General features: G+C 43.7%; 23 protein-coding genes. 19 read left to right on the top strand and 4 right to left on the bottom strand.

Going from position 1 to position 27000, the window contains the following annotated elements; genetic code table 11:
• The 4 genes from NSQ91_RS17740 to NSQ91_RS17725 are packed head-to-tail and all read left to right on the top strand — an operon-like array spanning position 1 to position 4500.
• On the top strand, positions 1 to 1281 hold the full coding sequence (locus NSQ91_RS17740) for a hypothetical protein (RefSeq protein ID WP_254847685.1): 1281 nt from the start codon (positions 1 to 3) through the stop codon (positions 1279 to 1281).
• Positions 1274 to 1972, top strand: coding sequence for a response regulator transcription factor (locus NSQ91_RS17735; RefSeq protein WP_036687642.1), 699 nt, complete (start codon positions 1274 to 1276; stop codon positions 1970 to 1972). The genes NSQ91_RS17740 and NSQ91_RS17735 overlap by 8 nt, the downstream gene beginning before the upstream one ends.
• A complete protein-coding gene (locus NSQ91_RS17730; protein ID WP_175618929.1) occupies positions 1969 to 3435 on the top strand; it encodes a HAMP domain-containing sensor histidine kinase in 1467 nt (488 codons plus the stop codon). The genes NSQ91_RS17735 and NSQ91_RS17730 overlap by 4 nt, the downstream gene beginning before the upstream one ends.
• A gap of 6 nt (positions 3436 to 3441) precedes the next feature.
• Complete coding sequence (locus tag NSQ91_RS17725; RefSeq protein ID WP_081391829.1) at positions 3442 to 4500, top strand: GNAT family N-acetyltransferase; 1059 nt, start codon at positions 3442 to 3444, stop codon at positions 4498 to 4500.
• Between the two features lie 100 nt (positions 4501 to 4600).
• Here NSQ91_RS17725 and NSQ91_RS17720 read toward each other — a convergent pair whose 3' ends face one another.
• On the bottom strand, positions 4601 to 5824 hold the full coding sequence (locus NSQ91_RS17720; protein ID WP_076304106.1) for a glucose-1-phosphate adenylyltransferase: 1224 nt from the start codon (positions 5822 to 5824) through the stop codon (positions 4601 to 4603).
• Between the two features lie 216 nt (positions 5825 to 6040).
• Here NSQ91_RS17720 and glgB point away from each other — a divergent pair, with 216 nt between their 5' ends.
• From glgB to NSQ91_RS17690, 6 genes are all read left to right on the top strand, one after another.
• On the top strand, positions 6041 to 7978 hold the full coding sequence (gene glgB / locus NSQ91_RS17715) for a 1,4-alpha-glucan branching protein GlgB (protein ID WP_076304107.1): 1938 nt from the start codon (positions 6041 to 6043) through the stop codon (positions 7976 to 7978).
• 47 nt (positions 7979 to 8025) lie between these two features.
• Positions 8026 to 9450 (top strand): glycogen synthase GlgA, encoded by a 1425-nt coding sequence (gene glgA, locus NSQ91_RS17710; RefSeq protein WP_076130043.1) that lies wholly within the window; start codon positions 8026 to 8028, stop codon positions 9448 to 9450.
• Positions 9451 to 9776: 326 nt separating this feature from the next.
• The gene (locus NSQ91_RS17705; protein WP_036687634.1) at positions 9777 to 10595 is read left to right on the top strand and encodes a transporter substrate-binding domain-containing protein; all 819 of its coding nucleotides are present in this window, start codon (positions 9777 to 9779) and stop codon (positions 10593 to 10595) included.
• A 110-nt stretch (positions 10596 to 10705) separates the two neighbouring features.
• Positions 10706 to 11371: an amino acid ABC transporter permease gene (locus NSQ91_RS17700; protein ID WP_232061382.1), complete on the top strand. Its 666-nt coding sequence runs from the start codon at positions 10706 to 10708 to the stop codon at positions 11369 to 11371.
• Complete coding sequence (locus NSQ91_RS17695; RefSeq protein ID WP_076130044.1) at positions 11358 to 12080, top strand: amino acid ABC transporter ATP-binding protein; 723 nt, start codon at positions 11358 to 11360, stop codon at positions 12078 to 12080. The genes NSQ91_RS17700 and NSQ91_RS17695 overlap by 14 nt, the downstream gene beginning before the upstream one ends.
• A 162-nt stretch (positions 12081 to 12242) precedes the next feature.
• Entirely contained in the window at positions 12243 to 13772 is a 1530-nt protein-coding gene (locus tag NSQ91_RS17690) for a Ppx/GppA phosphatase family protein (protein ID WP_076130045.1), read from the top strand.
• Here the strand turns inward: NSQ91_RS17690 and ppk1 are convergent.
• On the bottom strand, positions 13720 to 15834 hold the full coding sequence (ppk1, locus tag NSQ91_RS17685) for a polyphosphate kinase 1 (protein ID WP_076130046.1): 2115 nt from the start codon (positions 15832 to 15834) through the stop codon (positions 13720 to 13722). The genes NSQ91_RS17690 and ppk1 overlap by 53 nt on opposite strands.
• A gap of 400 nt (positions 15835 to 16234) precedes the next feature.
• Here ppk1 and NSQ91_RS17680 point away from each other — a divergent pair, with 400 nt between their 5' ends.
• Positions 16235 to 16891 carry a 3D domain-containing protein gene (locus tag NSQ91_RS17680; protein ID WP_076130047.1) on the top strand — a complete coding sequence of 219 codons (657 nt, stop codon included), beginning with the start codon at positions 16235 to 16237 and terminating at the stop codon, positions 16889 to 16891.
• 100 nt (positions 16892 to 16991) lie between these two features.
• Here NSQ91_RS17680 and NSQ91_RS17675 read toward each other — a convergent pair whose 3' ends face one another.
• Complete coding sequence (locus NSQ91_RS17675; RefSeq protein ID WP_076130048.1) at positions 16992 to 17873, bottom strand: polysaccharide deacetylase family protein; 882 nt, start codon at positions 17871 to 17873, stop codon at positions 16992 to 16994.
• 187 nt (positions 17874 to 18060) lie between these two features.
• Here NSQ91_RS17675 and NSQ91_RS17670 point away from each other — a divergent pair, with 187 nt between their 5' ends.
• The 8 genes from NSQ91_RS17670 to NSQ91_RS17635 all read left to right on the top strand — a co-directional run bounded on the left by NSQ91_RS17670 (position 18061) and on the right by NSQ91_RS17635 (position 24394).
• Positions 18061 to 19095, top strand: coding sequence for an NADH:flavin oxidoreductase/NADH oxidase (locus NSQ91_RS17670; RefSeq protein WP_340919135.1), 1035 nt, complete (start codon positions 18061 to 18063; stop codon positions 19093 to 19095).
• A gap of 87 nt (positions 19096 to 19182) precedes the next feature.
• On the top strand, positions 19183 to 19887 hold the full coding sequence (locus tag NSQ91_RS17665) for a dihydroorotate dehydrogenase electron transfer subunit (protein ID WP_076190203.1): 705 nt from the start codon (positions 19183 to 19185) through the stop codon (positions 19885 to 19887).
• On the top strand, positions 19880 to 20812 hold the full coding sequence (locus tag NSQ91_RS17660) for a dihydroorotate dehydrogenase (RefSeq protein WP_076098788.1): 933 nt from the start codon (positions 19880 to 19882) through the stop codon (positions 20810 to 20812). The genes NSQ91_RS17665 and NSQ91_RS17660 overlap by 8 nt, the downstream gene beginning before the upstream one ends.
• Positions 20813 to 20836: 24 nt before the next feature.
• Complete coding sequence (gene lpdD / locus NSQ91_RS17655; protein ID WP_076218215.1) at positions 20837 to 21175, top strand: prenylated flavin chaperone LpdD; 339 nt, start codon at positions 20837 to 20839, stop codon at positions 21173 to 21175.
• 70 nt (positions 21176 to 21245) lie between these two features.
• Positions 21246 to 21914: a PspA/IM30 family protein gene (locus tag NSQ91_RS17650; protein ID WP_036687619.1), complete on the top strand. Its 669-nt coding sequence runs from the start codon at positions 21246 to 21248 to the stop codon at positions 21912 to 21914.
• 123 nt (positions 21915 to 22037) lie between these two features.
• A complete protein-coding gene (locus NSQ91_RS17645; protein WP_036687618.1) occupies positions 22038 to 22442 on the top strand; it encodes a DUF350 domain-containing protein in 405 nt (134 codons plus the stop codon).
• Between the two features lie 14 nt (positions 22443 to 22456).
• Positions 22457 to 22963, top strand: a complete 507-nt coding sequence (locus tag NSQ91_RS17640) for a DUF4178 domain-containing protein (RefSeq protein WP_036687616.1) — start codon at positions 22457 to 22459, stop codon at positions 22961 to 22963.
• A gap of 168 nt (positions 22964 to 23131) precedes the next feature.
• Complete coding sequence (locus tag NSQ91_RS17635) at positions 23132 to 24394, top strand: molybdopterin molybdotransferase MoeA (protein WP_076304113.1); 1263 nt, start codon at positions 23132 to 23134, stop codon at positions 24392 to 24394.
• Between the two features lie 670 nt (positions 24395 to 25064).
• On the opposite strand, the gene xerS is transcribed toward NSQ91_RS17635, so the two are convergent.
• The gene (gene xerS / locus NSQ91_RS17630; protein ID WP_076190208.1) at positions 25065 to 26147 is read right to left on the bottom strand and encodes a tyrosine recombinase XerS; all 1083 of its coding nucleotides are present in this window, start codon (positions 26145 to 26147) and stop codon (positions 25065 to 25067) included.
• Positions 26148 to 27000 lie beyond the last annotated feature (853 nt).

Genomic DNA, 27000 nt, shown 5'->3' with positions numbered 1-27000 from the left:
TTGAGTATAAAAAGTCTTAGGTGCCTGGCAGCTGCAACACTGTCGTTATCCGTACTTTCGGGTTGTACTTTCATCAGTGATCCCGTTTCGAAGATGAAAGCTCCGCAGCTGTCTGCTGACAAAGCAACACTTATGGCTGCTATAAATTCACATATTCCAGCGGGTACGGAGTTGATCCGCCCGGTTAATGATGAGAGCTCAATTTTCACAGAGGATCTCAATAACGATGGAATTATGGAGTCGTTGGTGTTCTATAGAACGCCAAGCGAAGCTGTAGAGATTCACGGGATGATCTTAGAGAAGCAAGGAGATGCCTGGGTCAAAAAGCTTGTTTTTGATGGGGATGGAACTATGCTGGAGTCCGTCGATCTGAAAGATATGACAGGTGACGGGAAGCTGAATATCATTACAGGTTATTCACGCGGGGAAGAAAAAGGCCTCGTCGTGTATAGCTATTCCAGCGGATCATTGGAAGAAGTGCTTTCACTTCCTTACACCAAATATATGCTTGATGATCTTAACAAGGATGGAATTGAAGACATCACCGTTGTTTATTTTAAAAGAAATGAATTTGCAACCATTTCGATCTATCAGTACAATGATGGCTTTAAGGTGCTCGATAAGATCGAGGATATCGATCCGTATTTTTCTAATTATTACAATATTGTCGCAGGAAAGATTGCTAAGGATAAAGAAGGAATCGTATTAGACGCTTCGGTGGATTTCCAATCCGCCTACAGCTTAATGGTTCTTATGGAGCATAACAAGCTGCGCGTGGTTTTGCCAGGTGATACGAGGACTTACAAAGATCGTCTGATTGCAAGCGAAGATATCGATCATGATGGCATTATTGAAGTTGGATTGCTTGAAGCGCCAAAAGGATGGGAGTATTTCGACCCCGCAGATATTCCTTATTTCACCTCCTATTATAAATGGGATGGAAAAGATGGCCTAACCTTTGCAGTCCAGCTATATCGTGATCCATCGGATCGCTTTACTATTAATTTTGATCCAGAGCTGCATGGAAAGGTAAGTATTGATACGAAATCTGTTCTGGATAAAAACCTTAAGTTCATCATGACTGATACCGGAGAGACTTTTGCTGAGGTTTCCTTCTTTTCTCCTTCGGAATGGGATAAGGCTAAGAATGAAGGCTGGGAGCTGCTTGGACGGGATTTAGATAAAGTCATCGGCTACCGTGGTGAGCTAGAACAAAGTACAACTAAAGAAGGAAGCAATAAGATTGCCTCCCCTATTGAAAGGAAGGGAATAGATGAGTAAAGTTCTGATATTGGAAGATGAAGAGTCCATTCGCAGTTTCATAGTCATTAATTTGAAGCGTAATGGTTTCGAAGTGCTGGAGGCTGCTGACGGGAATGAAGCATTGCATAAATTAACCACTATACCTGATATTGATATTGCGTTATTGGATGTTATGGTTCCCGGCATTGATGGATTTGAAGTTTGTAGACGGATTAGGGAGACTAATGAACGCTTGGGAATTATTTTTCTTACCGCCAAGGTTCAGGAGCAGGATAAAGTTTACGCTTTGTCCGTAGGTGCAGATGATCATGTTAGTAAGCCATTTAGCCCAACGGAGCTAATTGCGCGTATTCAATCTTTGCTGCGCCGTGTAAATGTGCATCGTGAACAGTCGGCCAAGGTTTCTTTTCATTCGGGGCCTTTCAGCTTGGATCTTATTACCAAACAATTCAAACGTGATAATGTAGCCATTGAACTGACGCCCACGGAGTTCTCTCTGATTCAATTCTTTCTTGAAAAAGAAAACACTCCACTTAGCCGCGATCTTCTGTTGGATCATGTGTGGGGCAAGGAGTATATGGGTGATCCCAAAATTGTAGATGTAAATATCCGGCGCTTACGCCAGAAGATTGAGAACAATCCTTCGGAGCCGGAATTTTTGCAGACTGTATGGGGGCACGGATATAGATGGAAAGGCCAAGGACAATGATTAAGAAGGGGATGCGCAGACAGATTGTTCTGCACTACATTCTTGTAGTTTTTTTGGCGCTTCTCCTCGTAGAAGTTATCTTCCTGCTGGCCATCAGAACATATTATTATGACAGTGTATACAGCAAGATTAAAAATCACATTTCTGTTTCAGAGTCGTTTTTTCAAAAGAACATGATACCCAGCGATAATAGCATCTATCTGCTACAAGAAGTACTGGAGAGGTTCTCATTGAGCAAGACGGAGCTGGAAATCTTATCGCTAAATGGGGATATCATCACTAGTTCCACTGGCTTTCAGCCGGATCGGACCATTACGACCAGTGATGTACCAGAAGCCGTTGGCGGCAGCGTTGGACGCTGGGTAGGGCGTCAGGCAGGCACGAATGAGAGCGTAATGGCGGTTTCCAAAATGCTGCAGATTCATGGACAGGATAAGTATGTCCTAAGGTATATTACTTCACTAGAAGAAATCAATAATGATTTGCTTAATCTAACTTTATTGTCCACTGCTATTGCTGCAGCTGTTATGGCTGTAGTTGTTGGGTTTAGCTTCGGACTGGCCAACTCGATTGTGAAGCCGCTGAATAATATAACGGCAGTTTCAGCTCAGATGGCGAAGGGGAGATTCAACGTACGGATTAAGGGAGACTATAAATTTGAGATTGGTGATTTGGCTTCAACGCTGAATTATATGGCTCAGGAAATTGTACGCAGTAATCAGATTAAGGATGATTTTATCTCATCCATTTCTCACGAGCTGCGGACACCTCTTACAAGTATCAAGGGCTGGAGTGAAACCTTGGTATCCGGCGGGTATGATCCGGAGGAGACAAAACTTGGAGTCAGCATCATTTCCAAAGAAAGTGAACGTCTGATTGGGCTGGTGGAAGAAATTCTCGACTTTTCTAAGCTGCAGCAGAACCAGATGAAGCTGTCGATTGGGGTTGTAGATGTAAAGGTACTGCTGCAAGAGACGATACTGAATGTTTGGGCTAAAGCGGAAAAGAAACGAATACATCTGTTGCTGGAATGTGAAGATGCGATCTTTGTTAAAGGGGATGCCAATCGGCTAAAACAGGTATTCTTAAACTTGGTAGACAATGCAGTGAAGTTCTCACATGAAGATTCCAGTATTGAACTGTCAGCAAAGAGACTGTCTGCTACAGAAACAGCGATTATGGTACGAGACAGCGGGATAGGGATTAGTGAAGCACATATATCCAGAGTGAAGGACCGTTTCTTTCAAGTGGATGCACTTAATGGAGGAACAGGCTTGGGGTTAGCGATTTCACAGCAACTTGTAGAACTTCATAATGGGACACTTGATATGGTAAGTGAGCTTGGAAAAGGAACGGAAGTTACCGTCATCTTGCCTCTTACAGAACCACAGCCGGAAGTTATCACAGAAGAGGTAACTCAAGTGACAGCTACCTTTCCTGAATTAGATGATTGGGAGGCCTAACGTGAGATGGGGGTAACGAAGAATTCGATCCGTATAGTTCGTGGAGAGCCAGATCGGGTTAGCGACATCTTGAGGCTACTGCAAGAAGCGGCGGGGTGGATGGAGCTTAATGGAATTAAGCAATGGACACCCGGACAATTTACCGAGACCGATATAGCAGGATATTTTGCTGACAGACATGTTTATTTAGCCCTTGACGATGGGGCTGTAGTTGGCATGTTCACGTTGCAATTCAGTGATCCACAGTACTGGGGCAGTAAAAATGATGAGTCCTACGCTTATTTGCACCGATTGGCTGTGAAAGACTCCCACCGCGGCCGAGGACTTGGACAGCAAATGCTTAAATATGCAGTAGTTCTAGCCAAAGATCTAGGCTGTAAGAGCCTTAGGTTTGACACTGTGGCACATAACATTAAGCTCAATCGTTATTATCAGAGCATGGGTTTTCACTACATGGGCACTAACGATATGGGAAATGGTCGTTTAGTGAACTTATATGAACATTTTGAGGAAGGTGCTGAGTCAGACCGTCTGATTCTCAGATTTATATCAGAATCTGATTTTGAACACTTAAAGCGCTGGAGTGTTTCTCCAGAGTATCTGAAGCAGTGGGCAGGACCTTCGCTAACTTATCCTTTAGAGGATGAGCAGCTTGTTAAATACTTAAAGGATGCTAATCATCCAGGCTTATCCGATCGTCTTATCTTCTGTGCAATTCAAGAAGCTACGCAGCAGGTAGTGGGCCATATTAGCTTTTCAGCCATTGACCGGGTTAATCGTTCTGCACGTATCGGCAGGGTAGTAGTAGATCCTGAGTTTCAAGGTAAAGGCATTGGTAAACGGATGATGCAAGAGATGCTTCGAATCGGATTTGAAGGTCTGGACCTGCATCGTCTGTCTCTGGGTGCTTTCGATTTCAATACGGCTGCCCTGAAAGCTTATGAAGCTGTTGGCTTTAAGCGGGATGGTGTTCAACGTGAGTCTGCTTTATTCGGTGAGCAATATGTAGATTGTGTGGAAATGAGCATATTAGACAGAGAATGGACGGCTAGCCGTAATTCATAAAATCACTAATTCTTTACAACCGAAGGGGCTGTTGCTCTGGTCATGATCGACCAGGACAACAGCCCCTTTTTATATAAAGTATTTTTCTATATAATGGTTGTTATGAAGGAAGAACTTCACGCAAACGTCCTGTCTTCTCATACACATCCTGAAACAGACGGGAAGGTTGGTTTCGGACCGCCGGCTTGGCAGCCACAGTCTCATGTGGTCCAACGACAACGATATTATTTATGCTTCCCTTGATGACTGCTCCATCCTTAATGATTGCCCCTTCACCAATAATGGCATTCTCAATCAGCACTCCACGGCCAATGCGAACTCCAGGCATAATAACACTTTGTTTGATCTGGCTCATCTTACCGATTTCTACCCCATTAAAGACTACAGAACGTTGTAGACTACCTTCTTGGGAGCAGGATTCATTCACGAGAGAGTCCATTGCTGGGTTCTGTACACGTGGTTTATGAACTGCAAGCTTAGTCCGGCGAACCCGACTATACATAGGCCAATGAGTCTTGTCTAACTTCATGCCATTGTCTTTTTGCAGAAGGTCCATATGTGCTTCCCAGAGACTGCCGACTGTACCTACATCTCTCCAGTAACCCTTGAAACGGTAAGCGAATAAATCATCGTTCTGATCCAGCATGGTAGGAATTACGTCTTTACCAAAGTCATGGCTGGAATTAGGATTAGCTGCATCCCGCAACAAGTGCTCCTTCAGATAAGCCCACTCGAACAGGTAGATACCCATTGAAGCAAGATTACTTTTTGGTACTTTAGGTTTTTCCGCGAATTCGGAAATTTTCAGATCATCGTTTACGTTCATTACTCCAAAACGACTAGCCTCATCCCAAGGAACCTCCATTACGGAGATGGTTGCTTTTGCTCCTTTTTCAATATGATAATTCAGCATCTTACGGTAATTCATATGGTAAATATGGTCACCGGATAGAATGAGCACATGTTCTGGGTTGCGGCTATCAATAAAGTCAATGTTTTTATAAATCGCATCAGCAGTCCCTGTATAACTGTCTCTGCCTTCAACACCTGAAGGAAGCAGTGTGACACCTTTATCCTTTTGACTAACTAAGCCCCAAGGCTCACCTTCACCGATATGATTATGCAAAGAGTCAGCTTCGTATTGTGTCAGAACACCTACTGTATCAATGTTCGAATTTACACAGTTACTTAGCGGGAAATCAATAATTTTATACTGTCCACCGAAAGGGACTGCAGGCTTAGCCATACTGGAAGTCAAGGGAGCCAATCTGCGGCCTTCCCCTCCTGCCAATAACATGGCGATACAATCTTTTTTGTTGTTCATTTGTTATCCCTCCCATTATTTTGTCAATGCTTGTAATATAAACTTACGACAAGCGCTTGAAACGACATAGGTGAAATATATTGCTTTGTAAACAGAAAAATTACAATTAATATTTCTTTATCAGAAAATCTTTTCTTTTAACATCAAAACATTTTCAAAATGGTAATATTCGGGTAAGGTAATAGGTACAAGCACATTGAAAAAGGTGGTGTAGAATTGGCTGAAAAAGCAAAAATCGAGACCCTTCCGTCAGCTGCTGATATCTATCTGTTCCATGAGGGCACCAATTATCGTAGCTATTCTATGCTGGGTGCACACACTGCCGCTGAAGAAGGCGTTACCGGTGTGCGCTTTACCGTGTGGGCTCCTCATGCGACATATGTAGGACTAGCTGGTGATCATAATGATTGGGACGGAACACAGGGCGTGGACTCGTTATATAAGATACCCGATTCAGGATTTTGGAGTCGTTTTTTTCCGGGAATAGAGCCGGGAACTTTTTACAAATACAGGATTCTTGCCTCAGATGGATCAAGTTTCCTTAAAGCGGATCCTTTTGCTTTTAAAGCTGAGGTTCGACCGGCAACGGCTTCGGTAGTAACAGAACTGGATGGCTACCGCTGGGGAGATGCAGCATGGCGTCGGAAAAGCAAAGCTCCATATCAACAACCAATGAACATTTATGAAATGCACTTCGGTACCTGGCGTCAAAAAGAGGATGGAGAGTTCTACACCTACCGGGAAATGAGCGAGCTGTTAATTCCTTATTTGGTGGAGATGAACTATACACACGTGGAATTTATGCCGTTGGCAGAACATCCATATGATCTATCCTGGGGTTATCAAGGGACGGGGTATTTTGCGGCAACCAGCCGTTATGGCGAACCCCATGAGTTAATGTATTTGATCGATCAGCTGCATCAGGCAGGTATCGGTGTGATTTTAGATTGGGTTCCAGCTCACTTTGCCAAAGACGCACACGGATTACGTATGTTTGATGGAGCGCCACTTTATGAATATGCCGATCCAATGTTAGCTGAAAAACCAGGCTGGGGGACACTTTCGTTTGATTTCAGTAAGCCGGAGATTTCTTCATTTCTTATTTCTAATGCGCTGTTTTGGTTCGAGTATTATCATATCGACGGAATGCGTGTAGATGCGGTTACGAGTATGCTTCGATTAGATTTCGAAAAGCGGGATCATCAATATCGGCGGAATGTTAATGGTGGATTGGAGAATCTGGAGGCCATCAAATTTATCCAGAATCTGAACAAGGCTATCTTTCATTATTTCCCAAAAGCATTGATGATGGCTGAGGAGTCCAGTGCTTGGCCGGGGGTTACTGCACCAGTGCATGAAGGGGGCCTTGGCTTCAATTACAAATGGAATATGGGTTGGATGAATGATACGCTAGGCTACATAGAACATGATTTTGGTGGGCGCCCTTATCATCATAATTTACTTACGTTCCCAATATGTTATGCTTATGCCGAAAATTACGCATTGCCGCTATCGCATGATGAGGTTGTTCACGGCAAGAAGTCTTTGTTAGACAAAATGCCGGGTGCTTATGAACAAAAGTTCGCAGGTCTCAGGCAGCTGCTGGGATATCAGATCTCTCATCCCGGTAAAAAGCTTCTGTTTATGGGTGGGGAATTCGGTCAGTTTATCGAGTGGAAGGATCAGGAGCAGCTGGACTGGCTGCTGTTGGATTATGAGAGCCATCGTCGTATGCTTGCCTACACGGCTGCACTTAATAAACTGTATCGCTCCGAAAAAGCGTTGTGGGAGCTGGATCATTCTCAAGAGGGTTATCAGTGGATTGATGCGGATGACAATGATCAAAGTGTGATTTCGTATATACGCCGAGGGAAGAAACCAGGAGATACGCTGCTTATAGTCATCAATTTTCAACCGGTAGAACGGCACAATTATCGTATAGGCGTGCCACGGGCCGGGACTTATGAAGAGCTCTTTAGCTCAGAAAATGAAGAGTATGGTGGCTCCGGATTGCACAATGTCCCTCAAAAGAGCGTTAAGCTGGAATGGCACAATCAGGTGAACAGCATAGAGCTGACTCTTCCGCCCCTTAGCTTCCTGGTGTTTAAAAAAACGTCACGAATGGGTAAGAATAAAGAGGCAAAAGAGTTATAGATCTAAGTACGAATAGAGAATCCGTACAGTTTAAGGGGGAAATAATCATGAAGGTTTTATTTGCCGCAGCTGAAGCCCATCCTTTTGTCAAAACGGGTGGTTTGGCCGATGTCATTGGAGCATTACCTAAAGCGCTGAAGGCTGCCGGGGTAGATGTACGAGTGATTTTGCCTAAATATCGTGGGATTCCTGACAAGTTCACCGCTCAAATGGAGCATTTAACGGAAGTGTATGTTCCAATTGGCTGGCGAAAACAATACTGTGGAATTGAACGCATTATCTATGAGGGTATCCCCGTTTATTTTATCGACAACGAGTATTATTTTGGCCGTGATGGAATTTATGGTTATATGGACGATGGTGAACGGTTTGCGTTCTATAATCGTGCAGTGCTGGAGTGTCTGCCAGCCATTGATTTCCAGCCTGATGTACTGCATTGCCATGATTGGCACGCGGCCGTAATTCCAATGCTGCTACAGGGGCATTATCGCCACAATCCATTTTACAGTGAAATGCGGAGTGTATTTACAATACATAACCTGTTGTATCAGGGAGTGTTTCCTTATGAGGTACTTGGAGAGCTGTTAGGTCTGGATAGCAGCTATTTTGGTAGTGTGGAGTACTATGGTAATGTGAATTTCTTAAAAGGCGGGATTGTATTCAGTGATCGGGTCACGACCGTCAGTCCGACTTATTCAGAAGAAATTCGCACACCTTATTATGGTTACGGCCTGGATGGTTTGTTGAACGCACGGTCAGATGTTTTAAGTGGGATTGTGAATGGCATTGATACTAAAAGTTATAATCCAGCGACAGATTCGAGCCTTGTTACCCGTTATCGTTCTAATTTGACCAAGAAGACGGAGAACAAAGTAGCCTTGCAGGAAGAGCTGGGATTACCTGTGGATGCTAATATCCCAATGGTAGCCATGGTCACGCGTCTCGTGGACTCCAAAGGTTTAGATCTGCTTACCCGAGTGCTGGATGAGCTGCTATATCACGAGGATATTCAATTTGTGCTGCTTGGAACAGGTGATGAATCCTACGAGCGTTGGTTCAAGGAAGCGGCATGGCGGTATCCGACCAAGCTGTCTTCACAGATATTATTTAATGATGCACTCTCACGAAAAATATATGCTGCCAGCGATATCTTCCTTATGCCGTCTAAGTTTGAGCCCTGTGGCATCAGCCAGCTGCTCGCTTTACGGTATGGTAGCATACCCGTTGTCCGTGAGACAGGTGGCCTAAATGATACTGTGCACGCTTATAATGAAGAAACCGGTGAAGGCAATGGCTTTACGTTCAGCAATTATAATGCACACGATATGATGTTTACGCTGCGCCGGGCGCTTTCTTTTTACAAGCAGCCTGAACATTGGAAAAAGATCACAAAAAATGCTTTCGCGGGAGATTATAGCTGGAATGTATCCGCTCAGCAGTACATGGATATCTACGATGATATAACCAGATAAAGTTTAACGAATTCTGTAATGGGTTAATAAGGGATTGCACCTGGGAGTATGGTAAATACTCTGGGAGCAGTCCTTTTTTTATGAAATTAGGAATAAACAGTCGAATGATTTAGCCAGTATAGGGGATAGTAAAAATGTATAAATTTAGCTTCAACGTGAATAAAAGTGATTTTTTAGCTGCGTATTATAGAATTCACCTCATAGAAATCCATTAAAAGGAAGTTATTGTCACAATTATGCCTTTGCATATTCATGCGTTCTGATTTATAATAAGTCAGTCATTGGGTCAACTTAGATTTTTTCATATGAATAGGGGAGATATAGAAATGAACAAATGGGGTAAACTTAGTTTAGGAATGGTATTAGCGGTAGGTCTGCTTTCAGGCTGCGGTCAAAATAAAAATGATAATGATACCGCTGCTAGTGGTAATGCAAATTCCGGTGCAGTTACTAAAAAGCTGATTATGGGAACAAGTGCAGATTTTCCTCCGTACGAATTCCATAAAGTAGTGGACGGAAAAGATACCATCGTAGGTTTTGATATCGACATTGCTAAGGAAATTGCTGCCGACATGGGCGCTGAGCTTGAAGTTAAGGATCTGCCTTTTGATTCACTGCTTAACGAATTGTCCAGTGGACGCGTAGATATGGTGATTTCCGGTCTTAGCCCGACTGAAGAACGCAAAAAAGCGGTTGAACTTTCAGATATTTATTACAAAGCAGAACAAGCTATTGTAGTACGCGAAGCAGATAAAGATAAATACGCTACTATGGACGCGGTGAAGGGTACCAAAATTGGTGTACAGACAGGCTCTATTCAAGAAGAAATCGCCAAAGAGATTGAAGGCGCAAAGATCACTTCTCTTGGTAAAATCTCCGAGATCGTTCTGCAATTGCAATCTAACCGTATCGATACAGCAATTATTGAAGGACCTGTAGCCAAATCTTTTGTTAAGAATTTAGCGGGTCTTGTAATTACCGATGCTAAGCCTGAAGTAGAAGATGATGGATACGCAATTGGGATTAAAAAAGGCAATACAGAGCTTCTGGATAAAGTAAATGCTACACTTAAACGTCTAGAATCAGAAGGTAAGATTGATGAATATGTAGCGGCTGCCAGCGAGCTTGCTGAAAGCACGAAGTAAGGAATGGAATGTATATTGCTTTAGGTCTGCTGAAGTAAAATGTATGTGTATTACAGAAAATAGCGGAACTTTGCTATTTTCTATTTTTTTGGAGATAGGAGGATAAGATATTGGATATTACTTTATTTAGAATGGCTTATGATTATCGTGATCTTTTCTTGACTGGACTACAATATACCTTGCTACTTGCTGTTCTTGGTGTATTATTTGGCTTCATTCTTGGGATTATCGTCTCTCTACTACGCATGTCAAAATGGAGAGTGTTACGTTTCTTAGCCACAGCTTGGGTTGAATTTTTGCGGGGCACTCCAATGCTTGTGCAATTGTTTCTCATCCATTACGGGCTGGCGACGTTTGGGATTGAGTTTACTCCGATTCAGTCCGGGGCGATTACACTCTCCATTAACAGTTCTGCTTATCTGGCAGAAATTTTTCGTGCCGGGATTCAGGGTGTCGATCGTGGACAAACGGAGGCCGCACGTTCACTTGGAATGAAACAAGGGATGACCATGCGTCATATTGTACTTCCTCAGGCACTTAAAAGTGTACTTCCGGCAATCGGTAATGAGTTCATTACCATTATCAAGGAATCATCGATTATTTCATTTATCGGAGTAACGGATTTGATGTTTCAAGCTCGTACAGTTACAACGATTTCGTATGATGGCATGACACCACTCGTGATTGCTGCATTTATGTATTTTGTTCTAACATTTACGCTTTCCAAGATCCTAGGTAGACTCGAAAGGAGGCTGAATACCGATGATCGCCGTTAAGAACCTGCAGAAGCATTACGGAAAGCTGGAGATTCTCAAAGGAATCGATTTGGAGATTAAAAAGGGTGAGGTTGTCGTTGTAATCGGGCCCAGTGGTTCGGGAAAAAGTACCTTTCTGCGCTGCTTGAATTTATTGGAGCAGCCTACAGGTGGCGAGATCACTTTTGAAGGGGAATCGATCACCTCAAAGAAGCATGATATCAATGCAACGCGTGAGAAGATGGGGATGGTTTTTCAGCAGTTCAACCTTTTTCCGCACAAAACCGTTCTGCAAAACATTACGCTCGCACCGATTAAAGTAAGAAAACAGCAGCAGGCTGTGGCCGATAAATTCGCAATGGAGCTCCTCAAGACTGTAGGGCTTGAAGATAAAAAGGATGTTTATCCAGCTCAATTGTCCGGTGGACAAAAGCAGCGGATCGCGATTGCTCGTGCATTAGCCATGCAGCCCCATGTGATGCTTTTTGATGAGCCTACCTCAGCGCTTGATCCGGAAATGGTAGGAGAGGTACTTGAGGTTATGAAAAAGCTTGCCGAAGACGGAATGACAATGGTTATTGTTACACATGAGATGGGCTTTGCCCGTGAAGTGGGTGACCGCATTCTGTTTATGGATGGCGGGTTCATCGTTGAACAGGGTACTCCTGAACAAGTATTCGGTAATCCTACACATGCTCGGACTAAGGATTTTTTAAGTAAAGTATTATAAAGAATTCGTCAAAACGGCCCTGGACAAGTATCCAGTGGCCGTTTTGTTATAGGGTCCTGAGGGTAATGTGGGAATATATCGCTGGGGGCTGAGTTCATTTATTTATGTAAACCATGTATAATAGATGGTCAGTCAATCAACAGGAAAAGGAGTACATACATAATGAGAGATGATCTACGCCGGATAGGCATTATTGATATTGGTTCGAACTCCATTCGTCTTGTAATTTATGATACAACGCGCGAAGGAGGCTATAAGATCATCAAGGAGTGTAAGTACTCCGCTCGCCTTAGTGAGAAGATTACGAAGGAGAATAGACTGGAACAAAAGGACATGGAAACGATTGTTCCGGTCTTGCGGCAGTTTAAGGAAATCTGCAACGCTTTTGCAGTGGAAACCATTCGGGCGGGTGCAACGGCAGCCATTCGTAATGCGGCTAACTCAAGTGAAATAATAAGCTTTTTGTCACAATCCTCTTCCATTCCGATTGAGGTGATCAGTGGCCACCAGGAGGCATATTATGGCTTCTTGGGTGTTATTAATGCCTTTAATGTAGAGGATGGTTATGTCATTGATATTGGTGGCGGGAGTACTGAAATCACTCTTTTTTGTGAGCGGCGTTATCAACACAGCATTTCTTTCCCGTTCGGGGCAGTAAATACCAACCTAATGTTTGGCCAAGGTGGGAATTGGAGCGATGAGCAGATTCACAAGCTGCAGACCTTTGTTCTGGGCAGACTGGTTGAGCATGATTGGCTAAATGCCAAAGCTGGGCTTCCTTTATTCGGTTTAGGAGGGACGGTTCGTTCCTTAGGGAAGCTGGATCAGAAGACACGAGCATACTCATTGCCTAACTCCCATGGCTATACGATGACCAGTGAGACGATCGAGCACTTTATGAACACCCTACCTTCAATGCCTTACGAAAAACGTAAGGATTTAGATGGATTATCTAAGAGTCGGGCGGATATCATTGTATCCGGGTTGATTATTTTCCATACGGTGTATCAGTATATTGGGGCGAGTGAGGCGGTAATCAGCGGGGAAGGGCTCAGAGAAGGCTTGCTGCATGATCTGCTGGAGCCGGAGCAGCCAGTGCGTGATAGTGCATTGGAATATAGCTTAAACACGATCATTCGCTTTGATATTCATACTTCTAAACGGTATTTAGATCATATCAACAAGCTGGCACTCAGCCTGTTTGACGCATTTAAAGATGAATCGAATAGAGCAGAGCACGAGATGTTAATTTACGTGTCCATCATGCTGCATCGTACGGGAACGAATATTAACTATTACCAATCCAAAAGACATACTTTGTATTGGTTGATGAATTCACCGATTCGTGGACTTACCCACCGTCAGCTTATTCTTTGCGCCATGATTGCCTCATACAGCACAAAAAGCCGGAAGCAGAAATTGTCCCAACAACATAAGGACATTTTGCTGCCATCCGACGAAGAGTGGATTCATAAGCTCGGGTCGCTTGTCCAGCTTAGCATTGCGTTGGACAGCACGGAGATTGGAATTGTAAGCGGCCTGAAGGCCAATCTGCACGGCAATACGCTTCATCTGGACTTAGAGGGCGCATCGTCACTGCTAATTGGCCTAGAGGACATTGAGAACGCGATAAAAGCATTTAAGAATGCTTGGGCGGTGAAGGTAAAACTCGGCTTCCCTTCCAACGTGTAACATCCATCGCAGCAAACTGGCTCCGGAAAGGGGCCTTTTTGTCGTCTGGTTGTTCGTAATATCCATTAGCCTGCAAGAAGCTGGCTTTAACATTATCTTTTAGAGACAACTCTAGAATTTTGACGATCTGTTTACGGATGCCGCTGTCTCTGACAGGACACATCAGCTCAATCCGGCGGGTTAGGTTTCTAGTCATCCAGTCAGCACTGGATAAATACACCTCAGGTTTGCCGCCATTTTCGAAATAATAGATCCGGGAGTGCTCCAGAAAACGGTCTACAATACTGCGTACGGTAATGTTTTCGCTTAAGCCCTCTATTCCCGGACGTAGGCAGCAAACCCCTCGCACGATTAAGTCAATGGAGACACCGGCTTGGGCTGCGCTATATAAATCGTCTATCACTTGCTGATTAGAGAGCGAGTTCATCTTGGCGATTATGCGAGCGGGTCTGCCTGCCCGTGCATGTTCAGCTTCACGCATCATTAGCTTTTGCAAGGATAAGCTCATATTCGTCGGTGCAACAATGAAGGAATGCCAGTCAAAATTAGCCGAATATCCAGTCATTTGATTAAACAGCTCAGAAGCGTCCAGTCCGATATCGCTTTGGGCGGTGAATAGACTGAGATCCGTGTAGGCCTTGGCTGTACTGTCATTATAGTTTCCTGTGCCTACATGCACGTAACGGCGCAGTTCAGGGCCTTCCTGGCGGACAATCAAGGTCACTTTGGCATGCGTTTTGAGTCCGATCAGACCATAAACGACATGACAGCCTGATTTTTCAAGCTGGCGTGCCCAAGCGATGTTCCGTTCCTCATCAAATCGAGCTTTTAACTCTACAACCACTGTAACTTGCTTACCAGACTCCGCAGCATTGGCTAGTGCAGTAATAAGTGGAGAATTTCCACTGACACGGTATAAGGTCATTTTAATCGCCATCACTTGCTCATCCTCTGAAGCTTGAATGATAAAGTCTGTCATTGCATCAAAAGACTCGTAAGGGTGGTAGACTAATACATCCCGTTCACGCAGCACCTCGAAGAAATCCTCGTTTTCTTGAAATTCAGCAGGATAAACCGGCTCAATAGGTGGATAGTTCATGTAACCAAAACCTTTTAAGCTTCCGGCAAAATTACGAAGAAAGCCTAGATCAAGCGGACCTTCAATTTCAAATACGAAGTCCTCCAGCTCAAATTCCGCTTGCAGCTGCTCAAGAGCATAGGGATGGATACCTTTTTGTACTTCCAAACGGGCTGGCACCCCGCGACGACGCTTGCGCAGCTCTTTTTCGATCTCTTCCAGCAGATCCTCTGCACCTTCCTCATCGATCGTAAGATCTGAGTTACGAGTCAAACGAAACTCACTAACCGCAACAGGTTCGTAACCGCTGAATAAGGTTTGAATGTGATGGCGGATCACATCTTCAATAAATACAAATTGTCTTTTCTTACTATTAGAGCGGTGGGGAAGAGGGATACATCTTGGCAGATTCGAAGGAATTTGCAGGATAGCAAAATAAGGCTCCTCCTCAAGACCATTCTTACGAGTAAGAACAACAGCTAGGTAGATAAACTGGCTGTGCACGAGTGGAAACGGCCGGCTCTGATCAACAGCCATTGGCGTTAGTACAGGATAGATGATATCCCGGTAATACTGTTCTATGGACTGCTCTTGGGCATGGGTAAGATCCTCATAATCCACAAATACGATGCCTTCTTTATGCAAACTCCGCGAAATATCACGGAACGTCCGGTATTGATCGGCAATGATTTTGGTTACGCGTTTGATGAGGCGTTTATACAGCCCGGAAGGGGTGTAGCCTGTGAAATCTTTTTTAGTATAGCCCGCCCGGATCTGATCCTGAATTCCCGCCACACGAACGCTTATGAATTCATCCAGATTGCTCGAGACGATCGCCAGAAATCTGGCACGTTCCATTAAAGGGTTATCAGGGTCCTGCGCCTCCTTGAGTACGCGGCGGTTAAATTCGATCCAGCTCAAATCCCTATTGAGGTAAGCAGTGGCTGGACTGCTCTGATTGTTTTTAATCTCTTCTGTATTCATGGGACCTCCAAATATGCTTCGATGTCTATATCTCAAATCTATTTATCATATTCTATCATTTTACTATTGGATGAGGCACGAAATGTTAAATCTATGTAAAATCTCAAAGAATATTATTTAATTATCTTATATAATAGGATGTGATTGTCGCTATTTAGTTAACATAATCAAAATTACGTTAACTTCTTAATGGACAAAAGACAATAATTAAACATGTTATTTCAGAATGGTAACAATTACATACGCATAGGTTACAAAATTGTGATATATTAAGTCCTGTCAGTTTTACAAATGACAACAATACATCAGGACATCACACAAGATGTACATAAGTACAGGAAATGTACACGAGCGTATACGGAAGTCATACCGCTTACGCCCATCTAAAGAGGAGGCATTTATGAAGAACAAGTTCAGAACCATTAAAACCCTTGCTGCAGTTATGGGAATTAGTGCATTGCTGCACACCGCTCCTGCTTTTGCAGACAGCGTTCATATTGCAAAGGAAGGCAATACTTTCTATACTCTGTCTCAGCAATACAATGTCGGTGTTAATGATTTAATGAAAGCTAATCCAAACGTTGCTGCTCTTAATATTTACGATGGACTTAAAATAACGATCCCAAGTAAAATGCAAGCAGAGTCTGTGGCTACGACAGAAACTCCAGTGCTTACACCAAGCCTGAATGTTACTCCAGAATCAAAAACAGTTGAAGCATGGGGCAAGTCCTTTAACTACGAGAAATCGATACAAGTTAAGGCTTCTGCTTATTCCTCAGCGGCTAGTGAGAATGGAGGCTGGGGTGCCGTTGATTATTTCGGGAACCCACTCAAGCTAGGAACCATCGCAGTTGATCCAAGTGTAATTCCTCTCGGAACAAAAGTATTGGTTACCGGACATTCACACGCAGGATTGCCTAAAGAAGCTTTTCTGGCTACTGCAACCGATATGGGAAGTGCCATTAAAGGTAACCGGATCGATATCTTTATCCCAGGCAGCCAAAGCTTTGTAGCCGATTTTGGTTATCAATATGTACAATTATACATTGTTAAATAGCTAGATAAAAATATAGAGATTTATTATAGAGATATGAAATGGGTTAAATAGGTTAAACAAGAAACGGAGGGAGTCCTTAGCGGCTGCCTCCGTTTCTTGTTTATTTATTTTTAGAGACCTGCAGCAATTGAGGAACGGTAACGAAGGAATAGCCACGTTTACGCATAATCGTGATTACCTCAGGTAAAGCCTGAATCGTTCCGCGAAGATCACTACCCGGCCCACCTCCACCATGCTGAAGGATAATTGCTCCTTTTCCAGCATTAGCTAAGATGTTATTTCTAACTTGAGTTTTGGAAAGTCCCTTCCAGTCCAACGAATCCACATTCCAATTTACAAGCTTATAACCATGATTTTTTGCCCATCTCAACTGTTGCTCAGAGATATCTCCATAGGGTGGACGAATCAAGCGTGGTTTATATCCGGCTAAGGTTTGAATAATGTTCTCGGTCTCAATGATCTGTGATCTGAAATCATGCATCTTTAGCTTCACAAACTGAGGATGATCATAAGAGTGATTTCCAATAGCATGTCCTTCTCTAATCATCCTCTTCACTAGAGCGGGATGTTTCTCAGCTCGGCTTCCCACCACGAAGAAGGTAGCTTTGACATGATATTTCTTAAGAACATCTAGCAATTGGGGTGTAAACCTTGGGTCAGGCACATCATCAAAAGTTAAGGCGATGACTTTATTCCGAGGACCGCTGGTCTTAAAGGTCTCGGGATATTTGTGTAATAGCTGACTCAGAGACAAGCCCTTAGTGTTCTTATTGTTGCTGCTCGTTGAATTATTTGTAGTAGAAGTTCCCGCAGATATCGCCTTGTCTTCGTCAGTGGTTTGCGTGCTTTTAATTTGATCCTGTGAGGGTTTCTGACTCTGAGCTGGGGCTGAAGCAACCTCTGCTGAAGAGGTTGGAAATAGCAGGACAATGATTGATCCTAATACTACTAGCAGTTTCTGGACTCTCCGTTGATCATACATCCCCCTATGCCTCCTTTACTACCTGATCATCACCATATTCTTCATTGTTATCTCCATTGAAGGATGAATTTATGCCGTTTCTTCAAGGGCTCTGGTAAAGATTTCTTGCACACCCTAATGCGTGTATACTAAATAGAACGGGATATTCCCGGGCCAATTATAGACAGGTGGAAGGATGGGGACAAGGATGTCAGAATTGTTTGCACCTTATGAATTGAAGGGTTTAACGCTGAAAAATCGTATTGTTATGCCGCCTATGTGCCAGTATTCGGTGGATAAAGAGGATGGAATTCCTAATGATTGGCATTTTGTTCATTATGTAAGCCGTGCTGTTGGAGGTACTGGTCTAATCATTGTCGAGATGACTGGAGTCCATCCAGACGGTAGAATAACGAACCGGGATACAGGGATTTGGAGTGATACACATATAGAGGCTTATCGTAAGCTCACAGATAGTGTACATGCCTATGGGGCAAAAATAGCCATTCAACTAGGTCATGCTGGACGTAAAGCAGTCGATGCTGAACCGCCGGTTGCCCCTTCTGCAATTCCATTTGATGCTCGTTCTAAGCAGCCACAGGCGCTTTCTAAGGAAGGCATCCTTGAGATGATAGAAGCCTTTCGTGCTGCCGCTCGTAGAGCTGTGGAGGCAGGATTTGATACTGTGGAGATTCATGGTGCGCATGGCTACTTAATTCACCAGTTTCATTCACCTCTGACCAACATCAGATTGGATGAATATGGACAAGATCCAGCACTTTTTGGAGTACAAGTAGTTGCAGCAATTCGAGAAGTAGTGCCAGTAGATATGCCCTTGATCATGAGGGTTTCCGCGAAAGAATATGTTGATGGTGGATATGATGCTGACTATGCCCTGGCGTTTTGCCGCCGATATAAGGATGCTGGAGTGGATATGTTCCATGTGTCTTCAGGTGGTGAAGGTCCCATTGGCTCTAATGGTGGACCTAATGCGGGCCCAGCCTACCAAGCAGATCTGGCAGAATATATTCGCAGTGGATTACAAGTGCCAGTAATTGCGGTAGGACGGCTTGAAGCCTATTCTGAGGCACAGTCCATCATTGCAGAAAAAAGGGCGGAGCTTGTAGCTATTGGCCGTGGGATGTTAAGTGATCCTTATTGGGCTTTACATGCTGAAGAAGCGCTTGGTGGCGTACATGATGTACCTAAACCTTATGAACGTGGGATTTGGAAAAGAGGCTAGACCATTTTCGGTGTGAAGTTTGTCACAGATTTTATGCTCCTTCTAAGGCAATCTTAATAAAGATAAAATTTGAAGGAGCTTGATAACGTGGGGACGGTTCTAAGTAACGAACGGCTGACAGATGGTGTGTATCACCTTAAGGTAGAGACGAATAGTGGCGGAGCAATGGGTCAATTCTACATGTTACGGGCATGGGGAGCTTACCCCATCCTATCCAGACCCTTAAGTATACATGAAGTACACGAGGATAGTGTTGAATTTCTGTATCACGTCGTTGGGGAAGGTACGGAGATATTCTCACGACTGGGTTCAGGTGATTCGGTAGAGCTTGAGGGCCCTTTTGGAAATGGATTTCCACAGGTCGAAGGGAAGGTTGCACTCATCGGCGGTGGGATCGGAATTGCACCGCTTTATTATTGTGCGAAGCAGCATCCGGGGAGTGATATTTTTTTGGGCTTTAGCCGTGAAGCTTACCGGACAGAAGCGTTTCGCCCACTTGCAAGTGAGCTTGTAGTCGATGTTGGCGGTTTAATTTTGGATAGTGTGGATTTCAGCCAATATGATCATGTCTTTGTCTGCGGCCCACACCCTATGCTTAAAGCTGCTCAACGTAAAGGCATTGCTGCTGAAGAAGCAGGCAGTAGAACGAAAGTATACCTTTCTCTAGAGAACCGAATGGCTTGTGGGATTGGAGCCTGTCTGGTCTGCAGTGTATCCTGCCGTGATGGTCAAAAGAAGGCCTGTGCAGACGGACCTGTGTTTCTTTCTGAGGAGGTGCTTTTCCATGACTAAGTTGAACACAACAATTGCTGGCGTTCATTTTAAAAATCCAATAATAATGGCCTCTGGAACGTTTGGTTTTGGCCGTGAATATGGCAAGCTGTATGATGTGTCTCTGCTGGGCGGAATCTCTGGCAAGGGGTTAACCCTCAATCCGAAAGCGGGGAATCCCGGCACTCGTGTATACGAGACAGCTTCTGGTATGCTGAATAGTGTGGGACTCGAGAATCCGGGTGTAGCTGCATTTTTAGATAAAGAATGCCCTTATTGGGAAACACTCGACACCGCTCGTTTGGTCAACCTGGGTGGAGGCACACTTGAAGATTATGTTCTTGGAGCTGAGATGATTCAGCGGGATGCAGATGCTCGTGCGAGTGCAGGTAAGACAGCAGTAGACATGATTGAATTGAATATTTCTTGTCCAAATGTTAAAGAGGGCGGCATTGCGTTTGGGATCCAAACTTCAGAAGCTCAAAAAGTAGTACAGGCTGTTAGACGCGCAACTAAACTGCCCCTCGCTGTAAAGCTGTCGCCGGGAGCCGAAAATATCGTTGAAATGGCACAAATGTGTCAGGAGGAGGGTGCAGACGCTGTCTCGCTCATCAACACTATCTCAGGAATGAAGATTGATGTCCGCCGTAGAAGCAGTGTATTCAATAACTTATATGCTGGATTGTCTGGACCTGCGATTAAGCCTGTCGCTCTGCGTATGGTGCATCAAGTCGCACAAAACGTAACGATTCCCGTGATCGGAATGGGTGGCATCACTTCAGCAACGGATATCATCGAGTTTATTATGGCAGGTGCTGCAGTTATCCAAGTGGGAACTTATAATTTTATGAACTTGCGTGCAGGTAGTCAGCTAGTTGCAGAGCTTGAGCAATTTATGGTTGAAGAAAATATTCAATCACTAGAGGAAATACGGGGCATTATATAAAGTGAAGTAGTGAGGGGAATACTAATGACTACTAACCAGATTGATCCTGAGGATATTGAGCTGAAGGCGACGGCTGTCGGACGTGATCTCTTGCTCTTAATTAGTGGAGGTGTTCGGCATATTGGTGCGACGAGTACTGCTTATCTGGAGGGGGAGCAGGTTAAAGTACTGACTTCAGCGGTTCCTCATCATAAAGAGCACACGATAAGCGAGCCCATTGCGATCAGAGTAGCTGAAGCGCTGAACAAGACGGTCACAGTAGTGATGGGGATTCATTACGACAATCTCACGAAAGAAGGTATTATGGAAGTCGTGGAAATTGTGAATTTAAAAGTAAATCAATATTTAGCGCAACAAATATGAAACGGTAGTGGCAATTCTACGTAAAAGATAGCATGTGAGGAATTAAATTATCTTTTGGAGGAATGAAACCATGTCTATATTTAAAAGATTGCGCGATTTAACCATGTCTAATGTGAACGCGATTATTGACAAAGCAGAAGACCCGATTAAAATGACAGATCAATACATTCGTGATATGACCGAAGATTTAGAAGATGCAGAAAAAGCTGTAGCGGCGCAAATCGCCATTGAGAAGAAATTCAAACAGCTGTATGAAGAACAAGAAGCGCTTGTTAACAAACGCACCCAACAGGCTCATGCAGCAGCTCAAGCGGGTAATGTTGACCTTGCTCGCCGCGCTCTGGAAGAGAAAAATGCTGCTGAAGCTAAACTGGTAGAATACAAAGCCAGCTTTGATCAGAACAAAGCCTCTGCGGATAACCTTCGTGGCAAGCTTGAAGAGATGCGCAAACAGCTTACCCAAATGAAGAACAAACGTGAGACATTGGTTGCACGTTATAACGCTGCCAAAGCTCAAACCGAGATCAACAAAGCAATGAGCGGATTTAGTTCCGATTCAGCGTCTGCAGGACTCAAACGTATGGAAGATAAAATGCTGCAAGCAGAAGCTCAGGCTGAAGCCAGCAATGAGATGAGTTCAGGCAATAAATCTCTGGATGATGAATTCGAGAAGCTGAACAAAGATCAAGCGGTTGAAGATGAACTGGCGGCTCTGATGAAACAATACGAGAAGCAATAACATTTGATCTTTAGCCGGTTCACGGCTGGTGTTCACAGGCGAAGGGGAGACAGAAATTCGTTTCTTCTTCGCTTTATCTATGCTTATGAAAGGCATGCAAAATGATTAAGCGGGGGCTATAGAATGGATCTCCATATTCTGGTGTCCATGGTCGTGTGGACGGTGAGCGGCGCTGTGTTGCTGTTTGTACTGATGTATATAGATTCACTTTTTACTCGTTATAACGATATAGAAGAGTTAAAGGCTGGAAATATGGCGGTGACTACAAGGTTTGTAATGAAGCTTTTAGCTCAGGCCTTCATTTTATCTTCATCGATAGCGGCTTCTAATAGTTTGTTAGATGCGTTGCTGATTTCGTTGGTATCATTTTTGCTTTTGTTAATTTTAGAAAGAACGGTTCGACTTCTACTAGCAAATTGGGGGAAGCTGGATCTGGATCATGGTACACAGCTTGGTAAAATCGGATATGGCCTGCTATCAGGTTCACTGCAAATTACGGGTGCTTTAATTATTACTGCCTTTATGTAGGAGGAACGATCAAGTTGAGTATGTGGAAACGTATAGGTAACCTTTTCTCTAAGCCAGCGCCTCAGGAAGTTCAAAAAAGTATGCTTAATTTGTCTCCCGGAGACATTTGTGAAGTATCGCTTGTCACCTATGAAGTTACTGGCCGGACACATAATCGGGGCCGTAATGCTGTAGTTCTGACCCTTAGAGATGGAAGCCAGATATCTTATCTTCATATAGAAGAGCGGGAACAGCTGCAATATGGATTGTACAGACCTATCGATGGGCGGTTAGATAATCCTGCTGAGGTTCCAGCAACGCTTGAGCTCGATGGCTATACATTTTTCCTGGAGGAAGAATATGAAGGTTTTGTCGCTGTTGCAGGTCAGACGCCATTTATGAATGGTGGAGAGCAGCATGTGTGGCAATATCAATCAGATGATTCACGTCTACTGCGTGTAGAGTGGCAACATGGACGGTTTATGCTTTATGAAGGGGAGAAAATAATCCCTGGGGATGTAAAGGTAATTAGAGCATCCTAGCCTAGTAGAGAAGTAATGGATCACTATACCGGAAAAAATATTGTAGAAAAGGCTGCTGCCCATAAACATGGATGGTGGCCTTTTGTGTTTATAATTTTACTTCAAGAGGTCTCATGTTAAAATAATACCTATTACTGCAAACATCGACGATTCAGAGCGGAGGTCTTTATGAAGGATAATAAATTTCAGCGTGAAGCACTGCAAGTAAAAGAAGCTCAGGCCAAAATAATCAAATATGCCAATCCGCTAGAATCAGAAGACGTATCGCTGGATGAGTGTTGTGGACGTTATTTGGCTGAAAAGGTGATTGCTCCACACCCATTTCCTGCGTTTAATCGATCTAGTATGGATGGATATGCGATTATCGCGGGGGATACCCGTAACTGTGTTAATGGACAAGTGGTATGGTTAGAAATTGTGGATAATATTCCGTGTGGCGCAGTGCCTGCGTTAGATATAACTCCGGGAACAGCCGCAAGAATTATGACGGGTGCACAAGTACCGGTTGGTGCAGATGCTGTGGTGATGCTGGAGGTCACGGAGAGACGTGAAGAGGAAGGAAAGACTTACGTTGGAATTCGAAAAAAACTAGAAGCAAACAGCAATATCACACCTCAAGGTTTCGAATTAAGCCAAGGTGATCTTGTATTGCCTACAGGAAGGTTAATCTCTGCGGGGGATATAGCTGTTCTTGCAGCGTTTGGATTACATACCGTGAAAGTCTATCGTCGTCCCAAGGTAGCCATCTTTGCCACAGGAACAGAGCTGCTGGAAGTGCATGAGCCGCTGGAGCCTGGCAAAATCCGCAATAGTAACTCCCCTATGCTAGAAGCTCTAGTCAAAGAAACAGGGGGGGTTCCAGTAATGTTAGGCGCTATTGTGGATGATCTGGAGCTGGCTAGAAGTAAAGTACAGATGGCGCTGGAAACTTATGATTTTGTGATTACAACGGGTGGCGTTTCTGTGGGGGATTATGATATCATGGGCGACTTGGTTCGCGAACAAAGTGGTAATATGTTGTTCAACAAAGTGACGATGCGTCCGGGAAGCGTAACTACTGCTGCGGTTAGAGGGGGTAAGCTGCTGTTAGCTTTATCCGGGAATCCGGGGGCTTGTTTCGTTGGGTTTCAACTGTTTGCACGGCCTGTGATTTCACTGATGCAAAGTGCTTCTCAGCCTTTTTTACCGGAATGGAGCGCTACACTCGGCACAGATTATAAAAGAGTGAATAATTTTACTAGATTTGTGCGAGCTCGGTTAGAAATTAAAGACGGCAGCCTGTTTGCTTATCCGGCACTCATTGATGAATCTTCCGTAACGGTCACGATCAAGGATAGCGACTGTTTGATAGTTGTACCCCCAGAAGAAAAGGGGCTATCTGCCGGAGATAAGGTAACAGTGATCAAGCTGCCAGGAGAGATTCGGGGCTAGATGTGGAGGGTACTCTGGCCATCGATGATTAAAAGGTATTTGATATCCACGCACGCACAGAAATCGCCATATAATTGCTAAGCCAACGTTATTATTGCCAACATTTCAACATATGAAAAATTCACAATAGATAAACAAAAAACAGTTTTCGCGCTAACCCAATAGTCGCTTACAACCGGTTTAAAGGGAGATTTTACCCCAGAAACTAGAATAAGAAAACCCACTTGCGTACCGTAAGTGGGTTTTTAGTGCAACAATAAAAGGGTTAGGGGTGCCCGCCGGTTGTACTCAAATTTGAAAAAAAGCGAGAATGAAATGCCCGGGTAGGCAACACTATCATAGCAATTCTCCTATCGGAAGAGTCGCTGCTCTGCTGGTTGGAGTTATTAGCCTACACCACTGCCGAGATTAATCCCCCGCGGATGCTTAAGGACTCAGATGATCTTATTTGTTTATTTATCACCTTTTAAGCGGGGTTTCGGACCTCAGCGTCGCTATTTCATAGAATGGAGCTCATATTTACGTATTTCAGGCCAATAGCGACCTTGGGGGTCCGTTAGCCACCCAAATGTGAGATAATCCTGCATTTAAGGTCCGCTGAGACCGATAACAACTCTGCACTAGCGAAGAGCGGCTACTCATCCGAAGTATAAGCTCCCCTTGGTGATGATTAATTATCGGTACGCCGCTCGATCGCCTCGGACATCGTTTTATCCGTTAGATGAGCGTAGATCTCAGTTGTTTCGGTGGATGCGTGCCCGAGCTGTTCCTTCGTTTTATAAATATCATTTTGCAGATAATAATCTGTTGCAAAAGAATGACGCAGCTTATGAACCGTAAGATACGGTTTACCAAAGCGTTTAGCGTACTTAATAATCATTTCTTGAATCGCACGTTTGGTCATACGTTTGCCTTCTTGACGCCCGTTAGGGAGAGAGATAAACAAGGCTTTTTCTCTCTTGGGTGTTTTGTAGCGAGATTGGCGCAGACTAAGATAAAGAGCTAGATCATCTTTAGCTTGCTCTCGAAAATAGACAGGTGTCTTGAACGTTTCGTCATTATTCCCTTTGCGGGTGACATATAGCAGCTTGTTGTTAACATCCAAATCGTCTACGTTTAGATTGACTACCTCAGACACACGCAGGCCAGAGTTCAGAATTAAGCTGGCAATACAGGCGTCGCGCTCATGATTTAATTGAAACGAATAATAAGCCTGTTTGTTACCTTCCACATCCCGTCCATAACCTTCATAAATGTACCCCACAAACTCCAGTAATTCCTCATCTTCCAAAATCTTACCCTTTAACTTAGCGGCAGTATCCTTTGGCTTATGTGTTCGTTTGACCTCAACCTTAGCCATAATGTTGCGTTTAAGCAATGGATAAAAGTTCTCATCCTCGGCGATTTGACTTAAATAATGAAATAAGGAGCGTAATGCAGATAACTTACGGGATACAGTAACTCGAGTGTTCGTTCCCTCGGCGCGAGTAGTTAGATGCAACCGATATCCGACAATACTGTCCATATGTAGGGTTTCCAATTCTAGAAGTGTGATCTCGGTATTTGAGCCGGCTTGAGATAAGCCCTCTGCACGCAACCAGCCGAAAAAAGATTCATAATCCCGGATATACTCCAGCAGTGTGGAAGGGGAGAGATCAGGGCGTTTATAATCAATAAACTGCTGAACGAACCAGGGCATGAGGGGTAGCTTTTGATCAAGTTTTTTACGGTCATCGTTCTTTTGAACGCTCATGTGATTCACCTTTTTCCATAGATTGCATAAAATCTCTTCCTTCTATCTTAACATGTTTTGTCCCAGATTGGACTTCGAATGAAGGGGAAACTAGGTCCGAGCCTTGCTCCTGATGCCGCTAAGCTTTATGATGTGAAGTAAAAATCATATGGGCTATTTTTAGCCTTCTGAAAAAGCCTTGAAAACACTGAGAAAGCTTACTGTTAAAGGGTTAGTGACGAAATTGTATTTACTGACTTGTACTGATAAATGACTGAAAATAAGTCGTTTTGACTGCTTTTTGTGACCTATTTGTGATTTCTAAACCGAGTCAAAGCATGTGACAATGTTTACCCTAAAAGGGAAAACAGAAACTCATATATAATTCACCGTTCAAATCACGGATTTTCTGTAAATAGGATTAATACTTATGAACTCTTGAACCGTTAGGGGATGTAGCCACCGGAAAATTTCCGATTGTCGGGATTCACGATAATTGACAGACATCTACCGTTTTGGGAACCCCAAAGCAAGTAAAGGGGGGATGTTGAACATACATTGTCTAACCTGTCCGTCAAATTTGACGGAGCGCTATGGTGATACGAAATAACTAACATTACGCAAAATTTTGCTGAACGATGGGGTGTATTGAACTTATGTAACAGCAAAGGGGGACGAAATTTCATCCTCCCTACAAAAGTTGGTCAGGTGTTTCTTTTATGTTTATAACAGTAAAATTGTATAATTAAGGATAATGTTACTGTTAGCTAGTTGTTTTCTATCAATTACACAAGTGTAAATGATTCAAAATAACTAATAAAATAATTAATTAGGGGATTTTAATGTAAAACAATATCCACGTAAATTACAATAT

The sequence above is a fragment of the Paenibacillus sp. FSL R7-0048 genome (assembly GCF_038004505.1).
In the GTDB taxonomy this organism is placed as follows: Bacteria; Bacillota; Bacilli; order Paenibacillales; family Paenibacillaceae; genus Paenibacillus_AQ; species Paenibacillus_AQ odorifer.
The sequence above is the reverse complement of the archived record's forward strand: the minus strand, read 5'-3'. Positions and strand labels throughout refer to the sequence as shown.

Excerpts from the sequence above, each read along its gene's own strand:
- ppk1 (WP_076130046.1), bottom strand. The coding sequence starts at position 15,834 with ATGAATACAGAAGAGATTAAAAACAATCAGAGCAGTCCAGCCACTGCT.
- NSQ91_RS17675 (WP_076130048.1), bottom strand. The coding sequence starts at position 17,873 with ATGTATGATCAACGGAGAGTCCAGAAACTGCTAGTAGTATTAGGATCA.
- NSQ91_RS17695 (WP_076130044.1), top strand. The coding sequence starts at position 11,358 with ATGATCGCCGTTAAGAACCTGCAGAAGCATTACGGAAAGCTGGAGATT.
- lpdD (WP_076218215.1), top strand. The coding sequence starts at position 20,837 with ATGACTACTAACCAGATTGATCCTGAGGATATTGAGCTGAAGGCGACG.
- NSQ91_RS17680 (WP_076130047.1), top strand. The coding sequence starts at position 16,235 with ATGAAGAACAAGTTCAGAACCATTAAAACCCTTGCTGCAGTTATGGGA.
- NSQ91_RS17650 (WP_036687619.1), top strand. The coding sequence starts at position 21,246 with ATGTCTATATTTAAAAGATTGCGCGATTTAACCATGTCTAATGTGAAC.
- NSQ91_RS17690 (WP_076130045.1), top strand. The coding sequence starts at position 12,243 with ATGAGAGATGATCTACGCCGGATAGGCATTATTGATATTGGTTCGAAC.
- NSQ91_RS17720 (WP_076304106.1), bottom strand. The coding sequence starts at position 5,824 with ATGAACAACAAAAAAGATTGTATCGCCATGTTATTGGCAGGAGGGGAA.
- NSQ91_RS17705 (WP_036687634.1), top strand. The coding sequence starts at position 9,777 with ATGAACAAATGGGGTAAACTTAGTTTAGGAATGGTATTAGCGGTAGGT.
- NSQ91_RS17645 (WP_036687618.1), top strand. The coding sequence starts at position 22,038 with ATGGATCTCCATATTCTGGTGTCCATGGTCGTGTGGACGGTGAGCGGC.
- NSQ91_RS17730 (WP_175618929.1), top strand. The coding sequence starts at position 1,969 with ATGATTAAGAAGGGGATGCGCAGACAGATTGTTCTGCACTACATTCTT.
- NSQ91_RS17735 (WP_036687642.1), top strand. The coding sequence starts at position 1,274 with ATGAGTAAAGTTCTGATATTGGAAGATGAAGAGTCCATTCGCAGTTTC.
- NSQ91_RS17725 (WP_081391829.1), top strand. The coding sequence starts at position 3,442 with ATGGGGGTAACGAAGAATTCGATCCGTATAGTTCGTGGAGAGCCAGAT.
- NSQ91_RS17660 (WP_076098788.1), top strand. The coding sequence starts at position 19,880 with ATGACTAAGTTGAACACAACAATTGCTGGCGTTCATTTTAAAAATCCA.
- xerS (WP_076190208.1), bottom strand. The coding sequence starts at position 26,147 with ATGAGCGTTCAAAAGAACGATGACCGTAAAAAACTTGATCAAAAGCTA.
- NSQ91_RS17670 (WP_340919135.1), top strand. The coding sequence starts at position 18,061 with ATGTCAGAATTGTTTGCACCTTATGAATTGAAGGGTTTAACGCTGAAA.
- NSQ91_RS17635 (WP_076304113.1), top strand. The coding sequence starts at position 23,132 with ATGAAGGATAATAAATTTCAGCGTGAAGCACTGCAAGTAAAAGAAGCT.
- glgA (WP_076130043.1), top strand. The coding sequence starts at position 8,026 with ATGAAGGTTTTATTTGCCGCAGCTGAAGCCCATCCTTTTGTCAAAACG.